Raw genomic sequence first — 16,608 nt, 5'->3', positions numbered from 1 at the left:
TAATAATCAGCCCGTCGTTTATATGCTTCAGGCAATATAGGAAAGATGGTGCTATATTATTAGCCCGTATAAATCACAATCTAGGTTAAGTTGTGCTTAACAAACTATGAGCAATATTTTAAAACGCATGGCCATTTTCTCAAAAGTGGTCGATTGTGGCGCATTCAGCATGGCGGCAAAAGAATTGGGCATGACGACATCGGCCGTCAGCCAGCATATTCGCCAGCTGGAGGAACATCTGGGCATTCAATTACTGTTGCGATCGACGCGCTCATTGAGCCTGACCGAAGCCGGATTGTGCTTTTATGAAGATTGTCTGCTGATGATCCACGCCGCCGAGCGCGGGCAACAGCGGATCGCCGCGCTGCGCGGCGAGCTGGTCGGTGAACTGCGCGTCGCCACCTCGACCGAATTCGCCACCCATTATCTGGTGCCGGCGCTGCAGAGCTTCCTCGACGAACACCCGCGCATCACGCTGCGGTTGGAAATCCACGATGAGAGAATAGACCTCATAGCGCAACGCATCGATCTGGCAATACGCGGCGGCGCGCTGGCTGACTCCAGCTACGTCTCAACGCGGCTGGCGCGCTGCCGCGAAGTGCTGTGCGCTTCCCCGGCCTACCTGGCACACCACGGGGTGCCGGATTCGCCGCAGGCGCTGACCCATCACCATTGGGTCACCTTTACGCCGCTCGGCAATCCGCAGTTTGTTCGCCTGATCCATCGCGACGGCGGCGAGCACCGCATGCGCATGACCGGGCGACTGTTCACCAACAGCGGCATGGCGATGAAGGAGCTGGCGCTGACCGGCAAAGGCATCATTCGCAATTTCTTCGCCAACGTCGAGCGAGAGTTGCGCAGCGGCGAGCTGATTGAAATATTGCCCGACTGGCGATTACCGGAAATTAATTGCTATGCCATTATGCCGCGACGGGAGATCCAGCCATTAAAAGTCCGGCGATTGCTGGAGCATATGAAGCTCTATTTAAAGGAGAAAGGATTAAACGACCTAGAACAGATTCGACAAGAATAAAATAAGAAACATCTGCAAGACTACTATTGTAATTATTGTAATCACGTTGACGACACCAGGCCCTATTTAGATTGCAGCCTAATGATATTCTATTTAATGACTTCATTCAGCCTATATAATTAATGACACCACCGCTATTTCAAATACGCAGAATAAATTTGACTTTAGTTAGCAGAAAATTTGAATATACTCAGCATTTTATTTTTGATGCCGTTGGCATTCCAAAAAAAACGGGAAGCCTAAGCTCCCCGTTGTCATTCACTCACGCACCTCAGTCAATCTGACGGACGTCCACGCGTAGCTCTTTCGGCACTTCGAACACGATGTTCTCTTCACGCCCGCTGATTTCATGCACGTCCAGGCCGCCCAGCGCTTTCAGGCGGGAGATCACCTCCTGCACCAGCACATCCGGTGCCGAGGCGCCGGCGGTAACGCCGATATTGCGCGCTTCGCTCAGCCAGCTTTCCTGAATATCCGCCGCCGAATCGATCAGATAAGCCGGTTTGCCGACGCGCTGCGCCAGTTCCGCCAGACGGTTAGAGTTGGAGGAGTTCTTCGACCCCACCACCAGCACCACGTCCGCATCGCCGGCCAGGTTGCGCACCGCTTCCTGACGGTTGGTGGTGGCGTAGCAAATGTCATCCTTACGTGGCCCGATAATATTCGGGAAACGCTGACGCAGCGCGTCGATCACGTCCGAGGTATCATCCACCGACAGCGTGGTCTGCGTCATGAAGCACAGGTTGTTTTCGTCTTTCACCTGCAGCTTCCACACGTCATCCGGCGACTCGACCAGGTACATGCCGCCCTGCGGATTGCTGTACTGGCCCATGGTGCCTTCCACCTCCGGGTGCCCGGCATGGCCGATCAGAATCGCTTCGGTGCCGCGGCGGCTGGCGCGCGCCACTTCCATATGCACCTTGGTCACCAGCGGACAGGTGGCGTCGAACAGCATGGTCAGATCGCGCGCCTTGGCTTCGGCGCGCACCGCCTGAGAAACGCCGTGCGCCGAAAAGATCAGGATAGAGCCGTCCGGCACTTCGGCGATCTCTTCGATAAACACGGCGCCACGCTCACGCAGGCTGTCGACCACGTAGCGGTTGTGCACCACTTCATGCCGTACGTAGATCGGCGCGCCATACAGCTCCAGCGCGCGTTCCACGATGCTGATCGCACGATCAACCCCGGCGCAGAAGCCGCGCGGGTTAGCCAGCAATATTTGCATGCGTCTCCTCCTGCTGCGGATCGATTTCCAGCACTTCGATGTCGAAGGTCACCGGATGGCCCGCCAGCGGATGGTTGAAATCGACGGTGATCGAATCTTCCGCCACCGCGCGCACCACGCCCGGCATTTCGCTGCCGTCAATCGCGGTAAACAGCATGATGGTACCTACGTCCGGCACGCCGGTTTCCGCGAAGTCGCGGCGCGAGAAGAACTGGACCAGATCCGGGTTCTCCGCGCCGAACGCCGCTTCCGGCTGCAGGGTAAAGGCGCGCTTGTCGCCCGCGCGCAGGCCGAGCAGTTGCTCTTCCAGCGGCACCGACAGGCTGCCGTCACCCAGGCGGAACAGCGCCGGTTTGCCGCTGCTGCGGGTGGATTCAGCGGTCGAACCGTCTTCCAGTTTCAGCGTAAAGTGAACCAGCACCGCGCTGTCACTGATAACCTGAGCCGTCATATTACTCACCTTTGCTCTTTGCGCCTTTGTTCGCCGGCGACAGGAAACCTTCCAGCACGATCATCGCCGCGCCCACGCAGATAAAGCTGTCCGCCAGATTGAAGGTCGGGTAGTGCCAGTCACCGACGTAAAAGTCGATGAAATCGACCACGAAACCGTGCCACAGGCGATCGAACAGGTTGCCCAACGCCCCGCCGATGATAAAGGCGTAGGCGATGTTGTTCAGCTTCTGCTGCGCCGCGCTGCGGTACATCATCACCAGCAGCACCGCGACGATGGCGATGGCGATGCCGGCGAAGAACCAGCGCTGCCAGCCGCCATGGTCGGCCAGGAAGCTGAACGCGGCGCCGTAGTTGCGCGCGTAAAACAGGTTGAACGACGGGATCAACGGCTGGGACTGGCCCAGCGTAAAGTTAGCGAGGATCCACTGTTTGCTGCCGAAATCCAGCGCCAGCACCGCCACTACAACCCACAGCCAACGCAGGCCGGTCGAACAAATTGGTTTACTCATCAGGCGCAAGTTCTCAGGCAAAGTTACGCTTCTCGCCGTCACCGGCGACGTTGCTCACACAGCGGCCGCAGATGTCTGCATGCTCCGCCACCAGGCCGATATCGGTGGTGTAATGCCAGCAGCGCGGGCACTTCTCACCCGGCGCCGTGCTGAAGGCGATCTTCAGCCCTTTCAGCAGCTCGGAGGCCTGCGCATCGGCTGGCGCCTCCGCCAATGGCGCAACGCTTGCCGCAGAGGTCAACAACACAAAGCGCAGCTCATCCTGCAGGCTGTTCAGACGCGCCGCCAACTCGCTGTCGGCATACAGCGTCACCGCCGCTTCCAGCGAACCGCCGAGGCGTTTGTCGGCACGCGCCTGCTCCAGCACCTTGTTCACTTCACCGCGCACTTTCAGCAGCTCAGCCCAGAAAGCGTCGTTCATCGGCTCGCCTTCCGCCAGCCCGAACAGACCGTCGTACCACTCTTCAGTGAACACGTACTGCGCGCGTTTGCCCGGCATGAAGCCCCAGATCTCGTCTGCGGTGAACGACATGATAGGCGCCATCCAGCGCACCAGCGCTTCGACGATGTGATACAGCGCGGTCTGGCAGCTGCGGCGAGCGACGCTGTCGCTCTTGGCGGTGTACTGACGATCCTTGATGATATCCAGGTAGAAGGAGCCCATCTCGACCGAGCAGAACTGCATCAGGCGCTGCACCACTTCGTGGAAATCGTAGTTGGCGTAAGCCTGCTCGATATCCTGCTGCGCCGCCAGCGCGCGGCCGACCGCCCAGCGATCCAGCACCACCATGTCTTCCGGCGCCACGCAATCGGTGCTCGGCTCGAACCCGTTCAGGTTGGCCAGCAGGAAGCGCGCGGTGTTGCGGATGCGACGGTAAGCGTCGGCGGAACGCTTGAGGATCTCGTCGGACACCGCGATCTCGCCGGTGTAATCGGTCGACGCCACCCACAGACGCAGAATGTCGCCGCCCAGCTTGTTCATCACGTCCTGCGGACTGACGGTGTTGCCGATCGACTTGGACATCTTGCGGCCCTGGCCGTCGACGGTGAAGCCGTGGGTCAGCACTTCCTTGTAAGGCGCTTTGCCCTTCATCGCGGTGGAGATCATCAGCGATGACATGAACCAGCCGCGATGCTGGTCGGAGCCTTCCAGATACATGTCGGCGCCGTGGCCGTTAAACTCAGGGCGCACGTCGACAACCGAGGCGTGGGTGGAACCGGAATCGAACCACACGTCCAGCGTATCCGGCACTTTCACGTAGTCGGCGGCTTCCGCGCCGAGGATGTCGGCCGCGTCCAGATCCCACCAGGCCTGAATGCCGTCTTGCTCGACGCGCTTGGCCACTTCTTCCATCAGCTCAACGCTGCGCGGGTGCAGCTGTTCGGTCTCTTTATGCACGAACAGCGACATCGGCACGCCCCAGGTGCGCTGACGCGAGATGCACCAGTCCGGGCGGTTGGCCACCATCATTTCGATGCGCGCCTGGCCCCAATCCGGGATCCACTGCACGCCCTTGATCTCTTCCAGCGACTGCTGACGCAGGCCTTTCTGATCCATGCTGATGAACCATTGCGGCGTGGCGCGGAAGATGATCGGCGTCTTGTGGCGCCAGCAGCACGGATAACTGTGCAGGAACTTCTCGACGTGCAGCAGCGCGCCTTTGTCACGCAGCAGATCGACGATCAGATCGTTGGCCTTGAAGACGAACTTGCCGTCCAGCAGCGGGTAGGTGCCGGTCAGGTAGCAGCCGTTCGGCCCTACCGGGTTGGCCACTTCCAGGCCGTATTTCTGGCCGATCACGAAGTCGTCCGGGCCGTGGCCCGGCGCGGTATGCACCGCACCGGTACCGGCGTCCAGCGTCACGTGCTCGCCGAGGATCGCCGGCACGTCGAAGTCCATGAACGGGTGTTTGAAGCGCAGCAGCTCCAGATCGGCGCCTTTGCAGCTGCCCAGCACCGTCCACTCGGTGATGCCGGCGCGTTTCATCACGCTTTCCACCAGTTCGGCCGCCAGGATCAGGCACTGGCCGTCAACCTGCACCAGTTGATAGGTGAAGTCCGGGTGCAGCGAGATCGCGCGGTTGGCCGGCAAGGTCCACGGCGTGGTGGTCCAGATAACCAGCGAGATGGCGCCGTTGAAGTGGCTCACGCCGAACTTGGCCGCCACGGCAGCCGCGTCGGCCGCATGGAAGGACACGTCGATCGACGGCGAAGTCTTGTCGTAGTACTCCACTTCCGCTTCCGCCAGCGACGAGCCGCAGTCGGTGCACCAGTGAACCGGCTTGGCGCCTTTCAGCAGGTGGCCGTTGCTGATGATCTTGCCCAGCGCGCGGATGATGTTGGCTTCGGTTTTGAAGTCCATCGTCAGGTACGGTCGATCCCAGTCCCCCAACACGCCCAGACGGATGAAGTCCTTCTTCTGGCCTTCAACCTGCTCGGCCGCGTACTCGCGGCACTTCTGGCGGAACTCGGCCGCCGTCAGCTTCTCGCCCGGCTTGCCGTACAGTTGCTCAACCTTCAGTTCGATCGGCAGGCCGTGGCAGTCCCAACCCGGCACATAAGGCGAGTCGAAGCCGGCCATCCCTTTCGACTTGATGATAATGTCTTTGAGAATCTTGTTAACCGAGTGACCAATGTGAATGCTGCCGTTCGCATACGGAGGGCCGTCATGCAAAATGAAGGTTTTTTTGCCCTTTTTGGCAGTACGAATCATCCCGTACAGATCCTGTTCATACCAACGTTGCAGCATGCCAGGTTCGCGCTTGGCGAGATCGCCGCGCATCGGGAACCCTGTTTCCGGCAAGTTCAGGGTATTCTTGTAGTCACTCATGAGATTCTCGTTTCCGTTTTCGGCTATTTACCCGTCACACTTCAAGCTGCATCTTTGTCGGCCGCCCTTTCTCACCCGAATCACTTGCCTGTGCAAGCTCATCGGGGTTCGCGCGGTTGCCGCCGCGATGCAACTCGAATTGTTTAGGGTAAACGATTAAACCAGTGTTTTTAACCCGAAGAACTTCCGGGCCGTCACCACATCATTGGCGATTTGCTGCTTCAGGGCATCGAGCGAAGCAAACCGCTGTTCATTGCGCAATTTTGCGCGGAGCACCACCTCAATATGGCGCCCGTAAAGATCCATTGTGACATCCAGCAGATGCACTTCCAGCTGCTGGCGCACGCCGGCGACGGTCGGGCGCGTGCCGATATTGGCCACGCCCGGCAGCGGCTTGGGCCCCAGGCCGTACACTTCCACCGCATACACTCCTTTCACCGGCGCCACCAGACGCTTGAGCGGCAAATTGGCGGTCGGGAAGCCGATGGTGCGCCCCAGCTCGTCGCCGTGCACCACGCGCCCGGAAATACTGTACGGGTGGCCCAGCAGGGTTTCCGCCAGCGGCAGATCGTCCTCGCTCAGCGCGGTGCGGATCGCGGTGCTGCTGATGCGCCGCTCGCCCTCACGGAAGGTCGGGGTGCTGACCACCTCGAAGCCGTACTCTTTTCCGGCCTGCTGCAATAGCGGGAAATCGCCCTGACGCCCGGCGCCAAAGCGAAAATCATCCCCCACCATCAGGAATTTGACGCCCAGTTTTTCCACCAGCAGCTCGGCGACGAACGCCTGCGCGGTGTTGGCGGCGAAACGCGGATCGAACTTGACGCACAGCAGGTAATCGACGCCCGCCTGCGCCAGATAGTTGGCCTTGTCGCGCAGGCGCGTCAAGCGGGCCGGCGCTTTGTCTGCGGCGAACATCTCCAGCGGCTGCGGCTCAAAGATCATGACCATCACCGGCAGCCCGAGGCGTTGCCCTTGTTGCTTCAACTGCTCCAGCAGCGCCTGATGACCGCGGTGTACGCCGTCAAAGTTGCCGATGGTGAGCACGCAACCATGGTGGCGCGCCCGGATATTGTGAATGCCGCGAATTAGCTCCATAGCTGGCTCAAAACAGTGGAAATCGGCGGATTATACCTTGTACAGCCGGTAAGGTTAACCCGCGATTGGTGCCTTTATGTAATAGACATACCATACCGGAGATAATCTGTGCGTGAAACGGCTTCGCCGCAGTTTATCCGGCGCTGCCGGGGCGATTCTCGACCGCGGCCAACGGCTTGCGCCCGCCGCGGCAAATCATTGGCGAATTTTCTCGCGAAACACTGTATTCCCAAGAGCGAAGCTGGTAAAATCCTGCGCCATCACAACGTAGCGAGTGCCGCCTGTACAAACGGCGCTTATTTGCACAAATCCATTGACAAACGAAGGCTAAAAGGGCATATTCCTCGGCCTTTGAATTGTCCTCAATAGAATATATTTGGGAGTTGGACCTTGGCTAATATCAAATCAGCTAAGAAACGCGCCGTACAGTCTGAGAAACGCCGCAAGCATAACGCAAGCCGTCGCTCAATGGTGCGTACCTTCATCAAGAAGGTAGACGCAGCTATCGCAGCTGGCGACAAAGAAGCAGCACAAAATGCATTCCTGGTAATGCAGCCACTGGTGGACCGTCAGGCAGCTAAAGGCCTGATCCACAAAAACAAAGCAGCGCGTCATAAGTCAAACCTGACTGCACGCATCAACGCAATGCAATAAGCATTTCGTTATCTGCTTGATAAAAAAACCGGCTCAGGCCGGTTTTTTTACGTCCTGCGTTCAGTGAACCGCTAGCAGGAAAACAGCGCCGAGAAGTCTTTGTTGCAGACGCGCTGCACCGCCGGATGCTGGATCATGCGCTCGGCGAAGATGATGTAATACTCCTCCTGCACGCTGTCGATGCGCCCAATCTCCACCACGTTGTCATCGTTGTAGGTATCCTGCGCATACAGCGTCGGCGCCACGAAGATCGCATTGTGGTACATGCCAAAGGCCTTCATCAGCGCCGCATCGTCGAACTCGCCCAGAATTTCCACCTGAATGCCCTGCGTATTGAACCAGTTGAGCAGCTTGCGCCCCAGCATCGAACGACGGCCGGGGATCAGCAGCTTGCGCTGCTCCAGGCAAGCCGGGAACGGCAGCTCCGGCGCCGGCTGGCGACAGAAAAAGCTGATGCCGCACTCGCCCAGCTTCAGCGAGAACAGCCCTTCCTGCTGGCTGGAGTCCACCGGGCAATCCGACAGGATCATATCCAGCTTGTGCTGGCTGAGCTGCTCCAGCAGCATCTCGTGCGTCGATTCAAAGCAACGCAGGTGGATCTGCTCGTTGTCCACCACCACCGCCGTTTCCAATACCTGGCTGACCAGCCGCTTCGACAGCGCGTCCGCCACGCCGACGTCGAACAACAGGTTGGACTCTTTGCGGTAGTTGACGATATCCAGCATTTCCTGGCTGAGCATAAACATCTTGTCGGCATAGCGGAACACCAACTGCCCCAGCTCCGAAGGCACCAACCCGCGCCCCTGGCGTTTGAACAGCTTGCCGTCTAACCGCTCTTCCAGCGCTTTGATCTGGCCGGTGATGGTCTGCGGCGTCAGAAACAACGCTTCGGCGGCACCGACCACGGAACCGGCCTTGCAGACCTGCCAGAAATAGTAAAGGTGATTAAAGTTGATATGCGACATCCTCACGAGCGGCTCTCCTTAACAACGTTTCGCAGCGGCAAACGGTGTGCCGTGACGAGCGACAAACTTCCTTTCCCTGCTTCAGACAACGTATAGCCCCATTAGTCCCAACGAAGAACGGCCGAAGCTGCACATATTTTATACCGTACAGCTCCGACCAGCCATTTTATTATGTGCCCTTACCGGGCACATTCAGGATTAACGCACGCGCGGCAACGCCAGACGCAGTAATCCATACCCTACCACCGCCGCAGTGGTGGAGCCCAACAGGATCCCCAGGCGGGAATAGGTGCTGAGCGCCGCATCCGCATCGCCGAACGCCAGCGAGGCGATAAAAATCGACATGGTGAAACCAATGCCGCAAAGCACCGAAACGGCAAACACCTGTTTGAAGCCGATGCCTTCAGGCAAACGGGCGATGCCCATTTTCACCGCCAGCAGGCTGAAGAGGAAAATCCCCAACGGCTTGCCGATAAACAGGCCGGCCGCAATCCCGACCGGCAGCAGCGAGGTCAATCCCTCCAGCGATACGCCCTGCAGAGAAACCCCGGCGTTGGCGAAGGCGAACAGCGGCAGGATCATAAACGCCACCCACGGGTGCAGCTCATGCTCCAGCGTCTCCGACGGCGATGGCCCCTTCTTCACGTTCAGCGGGATCATAAAGCCGACGATCACCCCGGCCAGCGTCGCATGCACCCCCGACTTGAGGATCGCCACCCACAGCACCAGGCCGACTATCATGTACAGCGAGGTCTTGCCCACGCCTCGCCAGTTCATCACCGCCAGCAGCGCCGTCGCCGCCGCCGCCACGCCCAGCGCCACCATCGACACTTCGTGGGTGTAGAACAGCGCGATGATGATAATCACGCCCAGGTCGTCGATGATCGCCAACGCCAGCAGGAACACTTTCAGGCTGGTCGGCACGCGGTTGCCCAGCAGCGCCATGACGCCCAGCGCAAAGGCGATGTCGGTCGCGGCCGGGATCGCCCAGCCCTGGCGGGTGACGTCATCCGCGCCGTTGAACAGCAGGTAAATCAGCGCCGGCGCCAACATGCCGCCCAGTGCGGCGATCGCCGGAAACACCGCCTTGTCACGCCCGGACAGTGAGCCTTGCATCAGCTCGCGCTTGACCTCCAGCCCCACCACCAGGAAGAAGATGGCCATCAGCCCGTCGTTGATCCACAGCAGCAGCGGTTTAGCGATCTCCAGCGAAGCTACCTTCACCATCACCGGCAGGTTAAGGAATGCCTGATAGATCCCCTGCGCCGGGGTGTTGGCCATGATCAGGGCGACGATCGCCGCCGCGATCAGAATGATACCGCCCGCCGCTTCCTGACGTAAAAATTGACGAATGATGTTGGTCACAATACGTCTCTCCAAATCTGTGCAAGGCGCAGCGCCCTGCGAACCACAGTCATGAAGTGAGTATAGAGGGCGTTTTAGTTCGAAAAAATAAGTTTATAAATGCTAAACAGCTCGAAAAAACCGATAAAAAGCACGAATAAGTCACATTTACGTTGTGGAATTAGCGGTTCGGCGCGCAAATAAAAACCCCGGGACAGAAGCCCGGGGTTCGCACATAAGCCAACAGAAACAGCAGGTTAGCGAGTCAGATCGTCAAAGAACTTTTTCACCCCGTCGAAGAAGCTCTTCGAACGCGGGCTGTTCTTGTCGCCGGACGGGCCACCCAGGCTCTCTTCCAGCTCACGCAGCAGTTGCTTCTGCTTGTCGTTCAGATTGACCGGGGTTTCCACCACCACGCGGCACAGCAGGTCGCCCTGGCTGCCGCCACGCACCGATTTCACGCCCTTGCCGCGCATGCGGAACAGCTTGCCGGTTTGGGTCTCCGAAGGCACCTTCAGTTTCACCCGGCCGTCCAGCGTCGGCACTTCAATCTCGCCGCCCAGCGCCGCCATGGCGAAGTTGATCGGCACTTCACAGTACAGGTTGTTGCCTTCACGCTCGAAGATCGGGTGCGCCTTCACCTGCACCTGAACGTACAGATCGCCCGCCGGTGCGCCGTGTTCGCCGGCTTCACCTTCACCCGCCAGGCGAATGCGGTCGCCGGTATCGACGCCGGCCGGAATTTTCACCGACAGCGTCTTGGATTTTTCTACCCGGCCGTGGCCGTGGCACTTGTTGCACGGATCTTTGATGATCTGACCGCGGCCATGGCAGTGCGGACACGCCTGCTGCACGGTGAAGAAGCCCTGACGCATCTGCACCTGGCCCTGGCCGTGACAGGTTGGGCAGGTGACCGGCGAACTGCCCGGCTTGGCGCCGCTGCCGTGGCAGACGTCGCACTCTTCCAGCGTCGGGATGCGGATCTCTTTGGTGACGCCACGTACCGCTTCCTCGAGGGTCAGCTCCATGTTATAGCGCAGATCGGAACCGCGGCTGGCGCGCTGACGGCGGCCTCCGCCGAAGATGTCGCCAAACACGTCGCCAAAGATATCGCTGAAGTCGGCACCGCCGCCAAAGCCGCCGCCGCCCATGCCGCCCTGTTCAAAGGCCGCGTGCCCGTACTGGTCGTAGGCCGCACGTTTCTGATCGTCGGTCAGGACTTCGTAAGCTTCTTTAACTTCTTTAAACTTGGTTTCGGCGTCTTGTTCCTGGTTGCGGTCAGGATGGTATTTCATCGCCAGGCGCTTGTACGCCTTTTTGATCTCACGTTCATCCGCCGTCTTGCTGACGCCGAGAATCTCGTAATAGTCTTTCTTCGCCATTCTTTCGCTTACCCTTAACATGCGTGCACGGGCGCAGAGTTGCCTCGACGCCCGTGCTGGTTTCCGGGAGCGGCATCTCGCCGCCCCGTGCCCGCTTAAGGGCGATTATTTTTTGTCTTTAACTTCTTCGAACTCGGCGTCAACCACGTCGTCGTCTTTCTGCGCCGCGTTGTCCGCGCCGGCGTCAGCACCCTGCTGAGCCTGCTGCGCCTGAGCCATTTCCAGCAGCTTGCCGGAAACCTGCACCAACGCCTGGGTCTTCGCTTCGATCTCGGCTTTATCTTCGCCTTTCACCGCCGCTTCCAGATCTTTCAGCGCCGCTTCGATCGCCGTTTTGTCTTCCGCCGGCAGTTTGTCGCCCGCTTCTTCCAGTTGCTTGCGCGTGCCGTGGATCAGGTGATCCGCCTGGTTACGCGTCTGCACCAGCTCTTCGAACTTGCGGTCCGCTTCAGCGTTCAGCTCGGCGTCGCGCACCATTTTCTGGATTTCGTCTTCGTTCAGGCCAGAAGATGCCTTGATGGTGATCTTCTGCTCACGGCCGGTGTTCTTGTCTTTGGCAGACACGTGCAGGATGCCGTCGGCATCGATATCGAAGGTCACTTCGATCTGCGCCATGCCGCGCGGCGCCGCCTGGATACCGTCCAGGTTGAACTGGCCCAGAGATTTGTTATCGCTGGCGCGCTTACGCTCACCCTGCAGCACGTGGATGGTTACCGCAGACTGGTTGTCTTCAGCGGTAGAGAACACCTGGCTGTGCTTGGTCGGGATAGTGGTGTTTTTGGTGATCAGCGGCGTCATCACGCTGCCCATGGTTTCGATACCCAGCGACAGCGGGGTCACGTCCAGCAGCAGAACGTCCTTCACATCACCGGCCAACACGCCGCCCTGTACCGCAGCGCCCACGGCAACCGCTTCGTCCGGGTTCACGTCTTTACGCGGTTCTTTGCCGAAGAAGTCTGCGACTTTCTTCTGCACCATTGGCATACGGGTCTGGCCGCCCACCAGGATCACGTCCTGAATGTCGGAAACCGACAGGCCAGCGTCTTTCAGCGCCACTTTCAGCGGTTCGATAGAGCGCGCAACCAGATCTTCAACCAGCGACTCGAGTTTGGCGCGAGTCACTTTGATGTTCATGTGTTTTGGACCGGTCGCGTCTGCAGTGATGTACGGCAGGTTAACGTCGGTCTGCTGAGCGGAAGACAGTTCGATCTTCGCTTTCTCAGCGGCTTCTTTCAGACGCTGCATCGCCAGCGGATCGTTGCGCAGATCGATGCCCTGATCTTTCTTGAACTCTTCCACCAGGTAGTTGATCAGACGGCTGTCGAAGTCTTCGCCACCCAGGTGGGTGTCACCGTTGGTCGCCAGCACTTCAAAGGTTTTTTCGCCGTCAACGTCGTCGATTTCGATGATGGAGATATCGAAAGTACCGCCGCCCAGGTCATAAACCGCGATGGTGCGGTTGCCGACTTCTTTGTCCAGGCCATAGGCCAGGGCCGCCGCGGTCGGTTCGTTGATGATGCGCTTGACTTCCAGACCCGCGATGCGGCCGGCGTCTTTGGTCGCCTGACGCTGGGCATCGTTGAAGTATGCCGGTACGGTGATAACCGCTTCAGTTACCGGTTCGCCCAGGTAATCTTCCGCCGTTTTCTTCATTTTTTTCAGCACTTCCGCAGAGATCTGCGGCGGAGCCATTTTCTGGCCTTTCACTTCCAGCCAGGCGTCGCCGTTGTCGGCTTCGACGATTTTGTACGGCATGATCGCTTTGTCGCGCTGCGCTTCTTCATCCTGGAAGCGGCGACCGATCAGGCGCTTGATGGCGAACAGGGTGTTTTCAGGGTTGGTGACTGCCTGACGCTTAGCCGGCTGGCCAACCAGAGTTTCACCGTCCTGGGTATATGCGATAATAGAAGGAGTGGTGCGGTCGCCCTCGGCGTTTTCCAGCACGCGTGCCTTGGCACCATCCATAATTGCTACGCAAGAGTTGGTCGTACCCAGGTCGATACCAATAATTTTGCCCATCTAAACGTCTCCACTAAAAAATTCATAATCAGTCAGGTTGCTAACCTATATGCGGGCGATTTTTTGCTTTTCAACTGCCCGATATCTCAGTGCGACCCGCGGTTAGCAGCTGCGGTTGCAAATAAGATGGGGCCATCCAACCCGGCATCAAGGGGCAAGGCGAAAAAAATTTCTTTTTTTATCGTCATTCAGATCATTGTTTCCGGTTGCGGGGATCATTATGATGCGCGCGCTCTGGTGGAAAACTTCGATTTTTTGGCCATTCAGACCATTTATGATTTTAATTCGCTGTTTCCGTTAATTTTCTGTTATCGCAGAGGACTTATGCACACCAACAAGTTGGCGAATCCCGGCCCTCTCGGCCTGATGGGCTTCGGGATGACCACCGTCTTGCTGAACCTGCACAACGCGGGCTTTTTCCCACTGAACTCCGCCATCATCAGCATGGGGATTTTCTTCGGTGGCCTGGCCCAGATCCTGGCCGGTCTGCTGGAGTACAAGAAGGGCAACACCTTCGGCATGACCGCCTTCACCGCCTACGGCAGCTTCTGGCTGAGCCTGGTCGGCCTGCTGCTGCTGCCGCGTCTGGGCCTGGCAGAGGCCACCGAAGCCCACGTGCTGGGCATCTACCTGGCGCTGTGGGGCATCTTCACCCTGTTCATGTTCTTCGGCACCCTGGGCGCCAACCGCGTGCTGCAGTTCGTGTTCGCCAGCCTGACGCTGCTGTTCGCCCTGCTGGCCGTCGGCAACATCACCGGCAACCACACGCTGCTGACCTTCGCCGGCTATGAAGGGATTATCTGCGGCGCCAGCGCCATTTACCTGGCGATGGCCGAAGTACTCAACGAGCAATACGGCCGCACCGTGCTGCCGATTGGCGAACCGGCTCCGGCGCGCGTCGCGGCCTCACCGGTCACGGCGTAATCGCCCGCCCCTGATGAAAAAGCCCTGCACTGCAGGGCTTTTTTTTAGCTGTAGGAGTCGGCTCGCCGCTCCCCGGCTTCGCTGTTCAGGTCACGATGCAGGTAGAAGCCGAGCAGCAGCCCGATGAGCGACAGCGCCAACACATAGTAAGCGGGCGCTAACGGGGTTAATTTCATGATCAACGTCACAAAAATAGGGGTTAAACCGCCAAAAATAGCGTACGAGACGTTATATGAGAACGAGATACCGGTAAACCGCACTTCCGCCGGGAATGCCCGCACCATCACGTACGGTACGGCCCCCACCACGCCTACGCTGAACCCCACCAGAGCATAACAGGCGAACAGCATTTCCGGGCGCACGCCCACCGTCTGATAGAACAGCCAGCTGCAGCCGGCCAGCAGTACACTGCCGACCACCAGCGTTTTGCTGGCGCCGAAGCGATCGGCCGACAAACCGGCGACGATGCAGCCGGCGATCAACATGATGGTGGCGATGCTGTTGGCCTGCAGCGTCAAGGCCGGCGCGATGCCGAACTGCTTTTGCAGATAGGTCGGGGTCATCAGGATCACCACCACGATGCCGGCGGAGAGCAGCCAGGTCAGCAGCATCGACACCGCCACTTCCCGTTTGTGGTTGAGCACCACCGATTTCAGCGGCAGCTCCTCGGCCAGCGCTTTACGCGCCTGCATCTCGATAAAGATCGGCGTTTCCTGCAGCCAGCGGCGCAGGTACATCGCCACCAGGCCGAACATGCCGCCAAGCAGGAATGGAATGCGCCAGCCGCCGCCGGCAATGCTCTGCGGGCTGAGCGTGGTGTTGATCACCGTCGCCACCACCGAGCCCAGCAGGATGCCGACCGTCAGCCCGGCGGTCAGCGTGCCGCAGGCGAAGCCGATGCGCCGGCGCGGCACGTGTTCGGCGACGAAGACCCAGGCGCCCGGCACCTCACCGCCGATCGCCGCCCCCTGCAGCACGCGCATCAGCAGCAGCAACAGCGGCGCGGCGATGCCGATGCTGGCGTAGGTCGGCAGCAGGCCCATCGCCAGCGTCGGCAACGCCATCAGCAGAATGCTCAGGGTAAACATCTTTTTGCGGCCGACCAGATCGCCGAAGTGCGCCATCACGATGCCGCCCAGCGGGCGGGCCAGATAGCCGGCGGCGAAGATGCCGAAGGTTTGCACCAGCCGCAGCCATTCCGGCATGTCCGCCGGGAAGAACAGATCGCCGACCACGGCGGCGAAGAACACAAAGATGATGAAGTCGTAAAACTCCAGCGCGCCACCTAACGCGGCCAACGTCAGCGTTTTGTAGTCTTGCCGGTTCAGCCGGCGATTAGTGTCGTGAGGCATAGGGCACCGTCGGTAAAGGCTGTAAAAGTAAAAGCCGCAGGCTTTCTGTAAAAGAATCCTTACTATAGCGGCAAATTATTTTCACACCAAACGGACTGAGGCCGATGTCGCAGAACGCTGAAATTTAGAGGTTTATCTCGCGACGCGCGCTCTTTGGCCGAAATGCTGCTACCACCGCGGCATGCGTTTCGACGTAAGGCCCGTCGAGCAGCTGAATGCAGTAAGGCACGCTGGCGAAGATGCCGTGCACCACCGCATTGCCCTGCTCATCCTTTACCCCTTCCAGCGTTTCCTTGATCGACTTCGGTTGGCCGGGCAGGTTGATGATCAGCGCCTGTTTGCGGATCGCCCCCACCTGGCGAGAAAGAATTGCCGTTGGCACATAGTGTAGGCTGATCTGACGCATTTGCTCGCCGAAGCCGGGCATCACGCGATCGGCGATCGCCAGCGTGGCGTCGGGGGTGACGTCGCGGCGCGCCGGCCCGGTGCCGCCGGTGGTCAGCACCAGATGGCAGCCCATTTCGTCCACCAGTTCGCACAGCGTCTGTTCAATTTGCGTCTGCTCATCGGGGATCAGCCGTGTTTCCAGCTTGAAGGGCGTCGCCAGCGCGCCGCTCAGCCACTCCTCCAGCGCCGGAATGCCTTTATCCTGGTAAACGCCGCCGGAAGCGCGGTCGGAAACGGAAACCAAACCAATACGTAAAATATCCATGCGTAACCTCTACAGCCTGATGGGGTTCGAACGGGTTCGTCTCCCGTTCTGTTGTCATTGCCGAGAGTATAAGGGCTTCCCCCGCCTGCGGGGGCGTCGGGCATAAAAAAA

Annotated in this window: 14 protein-coding genes; 3 read left to right on the top strand and 11 right to left on the bottom strand. The window is 59.2% G+C overall.

Annotated features, from left to right (window positions below):
* The first annotated feature begins 106 nt into the window (after positions 1 to 106).
* Complete coding sequence (locus ACJ8OK_RS11535; RefSeq protein ID WP_004932941.1) at positions 107 to 1,033, top strand: LysR family transcriptional regulator; 927 nt, start codon at positions 107 to 109, stop codon at positions 1,031 to 1,033.
* A gap of 271 nt (positions 1,034 to 1,304) precedes the next feature.
* Here ACJ8OK_RS11535 and ispH read toward each other — a convergent pair whose 3' ends face one another.
* The 5 genes from ispH to ribF form a co-directional block, all read right to left on the bottom strand.
* Positions 1,305 to 2,258: a 4-hydroxy-3-methylbut-2-enyl diphosphate reductase gene (gene ispH / locus ACJ8OK_RS11530; protein ID WP_048326109.1), complete on the bottom strand. Its 954-nt coding sequence runs from the start codon at positions 2,256 to 2,258 to the stop codon at positions 1,305 to 1,307.
* Positions 2,239 to 2,709 (bottom strand): FKBP-type peptidyl-prolyl cis-trans isomerase, encoded by a 471-nt coding sequence (gene fkpB, locus ACJ8OK_RS11525; protein ID WP_260953415.1) that lies wholly within the window; start codon positions 2,707 to 2,709, stop codon positions 2,239 to 2,241. The genes ispH and fkpB overlap by 20 nt, the downstream gene beginning before the upstream one ends.
* Position 2,710: 1 nt before the next feature.
* Positions 2,711 to 3,220 (bottom strand): signal peptidase II, encoded by a 510-nt coding sequence (gene lspA / locus ACJ8OK_RS11520; RefSeq protein ID WP_025301524.1) that lies wholly within the window; start codon positions 3,218 to 3,220, stop codon positions 2,711 to 2,713.
* 13 nt (positions 3,221 to 3,233) lie between these two features.
* Positions 3,234 to 6,050: an isoleucine--tRNA ligase gene (gene ileS, locus ACJ8OK_RS11515; protein WP_260953414.1), complete on the bottom strand. Its 2,817-nt coding sequence runs from the start codon at positions 6,048 to 6,050 to the stop codon at positions 3,234 to 3,236.
* Between the two features lie 156 nt (positions 6,051 to 6,206).
* Positions 6,207 to 7,145, bottom strand: coding sequence for a bifunctional riboflavin kinase/FAD synthetase (ribF, locus tag ACJ8OK_RS11510; RefSeq protein ID WP_060558553.1), 939 nt, complete (start codon positions 7,143 to 7,145; stop codon positions 6,207 to 6,209).
* A gap of 390 nt (positions 7,146 to 7,535) precedes the next feature.
* Here ribF and rpsT point away from each other — a divergent pair, with 390 nt between their 5' ends.
* On the top strand, positions 7,536 to 7,799 hold the full coding sequence (rpsT, locus tag ACJ8OK_RS11505) for a 30S ribosomal protein S20 (RefSeq protein WP_004932960.1): 264 nt from the start codon (positions 7,536 to 7,538) through the stop codon (positions 7,797 to 7,799).
* A 71-nt stretch (positions 7,800 to 7,870) separates the two neighbouring features.
* On the opposite strand, the gene nhaR is transcribed toward rpsT, so the two are convergent.
* The 4 genes from nhaR to dnaK form a co-directional block, all read right to left on the bottom strand.
* The gene (gene nhaR, locus ACJ8OK_RS11500; protein WP_004932962.1) at positions 7,871 to 8,770 is read right to left on the bottom strand and encodes a transcriptional activator NhaR; all 900 of its coding nucleotides are present in this window, start codon (positions 8,768 to 8,770) and stop codon (positions 7,871 to 7,873) included.
* 192 nt (positions 8,771 to 8,962) lie between these two features.
* Entirely contained in the window at positions 8,963 to 10,129 is a 1,167-nt protein-coding gene (nhaA, locus tag ACJ8OK_RS11495; protein ID WP_033631758.1) for a Na+/H+ antiporter NhaA, read from the bottom strand.
* Between the two features lie 236 nt (positions 10,130 to 10,365).
* Positions 10,366 to 11,490 (bottom strand): molecular chaperone DnaJ, encoded by a 1,125-nt coding sequence (dnaJ, locus tag ACJ8OK_RS11490; RefSeq protein WP_004932969.1) that lies wholly within the window; start codon positions 11,488 to 11,490, stop codon positions 10,366 to 10,368.
* A 105-nt stretch (positions 11,491 to 11,595) separates the two neighbouring features.
* Entirely contained in the window at positions 11,596 to 13,509 is a 1,914-nt protein-coding gene (gene dnaK, locus ACJ8OK_RS11485) for a molecular chaperone DnaK (protein ID WP_004932972.1), read from the bottom strand.
* A 324-nt stretch (positions 13,510 to 13,833) separates the two neighbouring features.
* Between dnaK and satP the strand changes: the two genes are divergently transcribed.
* Positions 13,834 to 14,433: an acetate uptake transporter gene (satP, locus tag ACJ8OK_RS11480; RefSeq protein WP_048326269.1), complete on the top strand. Its 600-nt coding sequence runs from the start codon at positions 13,834 to 13,836 to the stop codon at positions 14,431 to 14,433.
* Between the two features lie 44 nt (positions 14,434 to 14,477).
* On the opposite strand, the gene ACJ8OK_RS11475 is transcribed toward satP, so the two are convergent.
* Positions 14,478 to 15,785, bottom strand: coding sequence for an MFS transporter (locus ACJ8OK_RS11475; RefSeq protein ID WP_044029718.1), 1,308 nt, complete (start codon positions 15,783 to 15,785; stop codon positions 14,478 to 14,480).
* A 124-nt stretch (positions 15,786 to 15,909) separates the two neighbouring features.
* Positions 15,910 to 16,497: a molybdopterin adenylyltransferase gene (gene mog / locus ACJ8OK_RS11470; protein WP_004932980.1), complete on the bottom strand. Its 588-nt coding sequence runs from the start codon at positions 16,495 to 16,497 to the stop codon at positions 15,910 to 15,912.
* Between the last annotated feature and the right edge of the window lie 111 nt (positions 16,498 to 16,608).

Source organism: Serratia sp. CY71090 (genome assembly GCF_052166845.1).
Classification (GTDB): Bacteria; Pseudomonadota; Gammaproteobacteria; order Enterobacterales; family Enterobacteriaceae; genus Serratia; species Serratia nematodiphila.
Note: the sequence above shows the minus strand (reverse complement) of the source record. Positions and strands in the feature narration are given on the sequence as shown.

What these genes read in the sequence shown, in the direction of transcription:
- ispH (WP_048326109.1), bottom strand. Translation starts at nt 2,258, where the DNA reads ATGCAAATATTGCTGGCTAACCCGCGCGGCTTCTGCGCCGGGGTTGAT.
- ribF (WP_060558553.1), bottom strand. Translation starts at nt 7,145, where the DNA reads ATGGAGCTAATTCGCGGCATTCACAATATCCGGGCGCGCCACCATGGT.
- dnaJ (WP_004932969.1), bottom strand. Translation starts at nt 11,490, where the DNA reads ATGGCGAAGAAAGACTATTACGAGATTCTCGGCGTCAGCAAGACGGCG.
- satP (WP_048326269.1), top strand. Translation starts at nt 13,834, where the DNA reads ATGCACACCAACAAGTTGGCGAATCCCGGCCCTCTCGGCCTGATGGGC.
- ileS (WP_260953414.1), bottom strand. Translation starts at nt 6,050, where the DNA reads ATGAGTGACTACAAGAATACCCTGAACTTGCCGGAAACAGGGTTCCCG.
- fkpB (WP_260953415.1), bottom strand. Translation starts at nt 2,709, where the DNA reads ATGACGGCTCAGGTTATCAGTGACAGCGCGGTGCTGGTTCACTTTACG.
- ACJ8OK_RS11475 (WP_044029718.1), bottom strand. Translation starts at nt 15,785, where the DNA reads ATGCCTCACGACACTAATCGCCGGCTGAACCGGCAAGACTACAAAACG.
- dnaK (WP_004932972.1), bottom strand. Translation starts at nt 13,509, where the DNA reads ATGGGCAAAATTATTGGTATCGACCTGGGTACGACCAACTCTTGCGTA.
- lspA (WP_025301524.1), bottom strand. Translation starts at nt 3,220, where the DNA reads ATGAGTAAACCAATTTGTTCGACCGGCCTGCGTTGGCTGTGGGTTGTA.
- ACJ8OK_RS11535 (WP_004932941.1), top strand. Translation starts at nt 107, where the DNA reads ATGAGCAATATTTTAAAACGCATGGCCATTTTCTCAAAAGTGGTCGAT.
- mog (WP_004932980.1), bottom strand. Translation starts at nt 16,497, where the DNA reads ATGGATATTTTACGTATTGGTTTGGTTTCCGTTTCCGACCGCGCTTCC.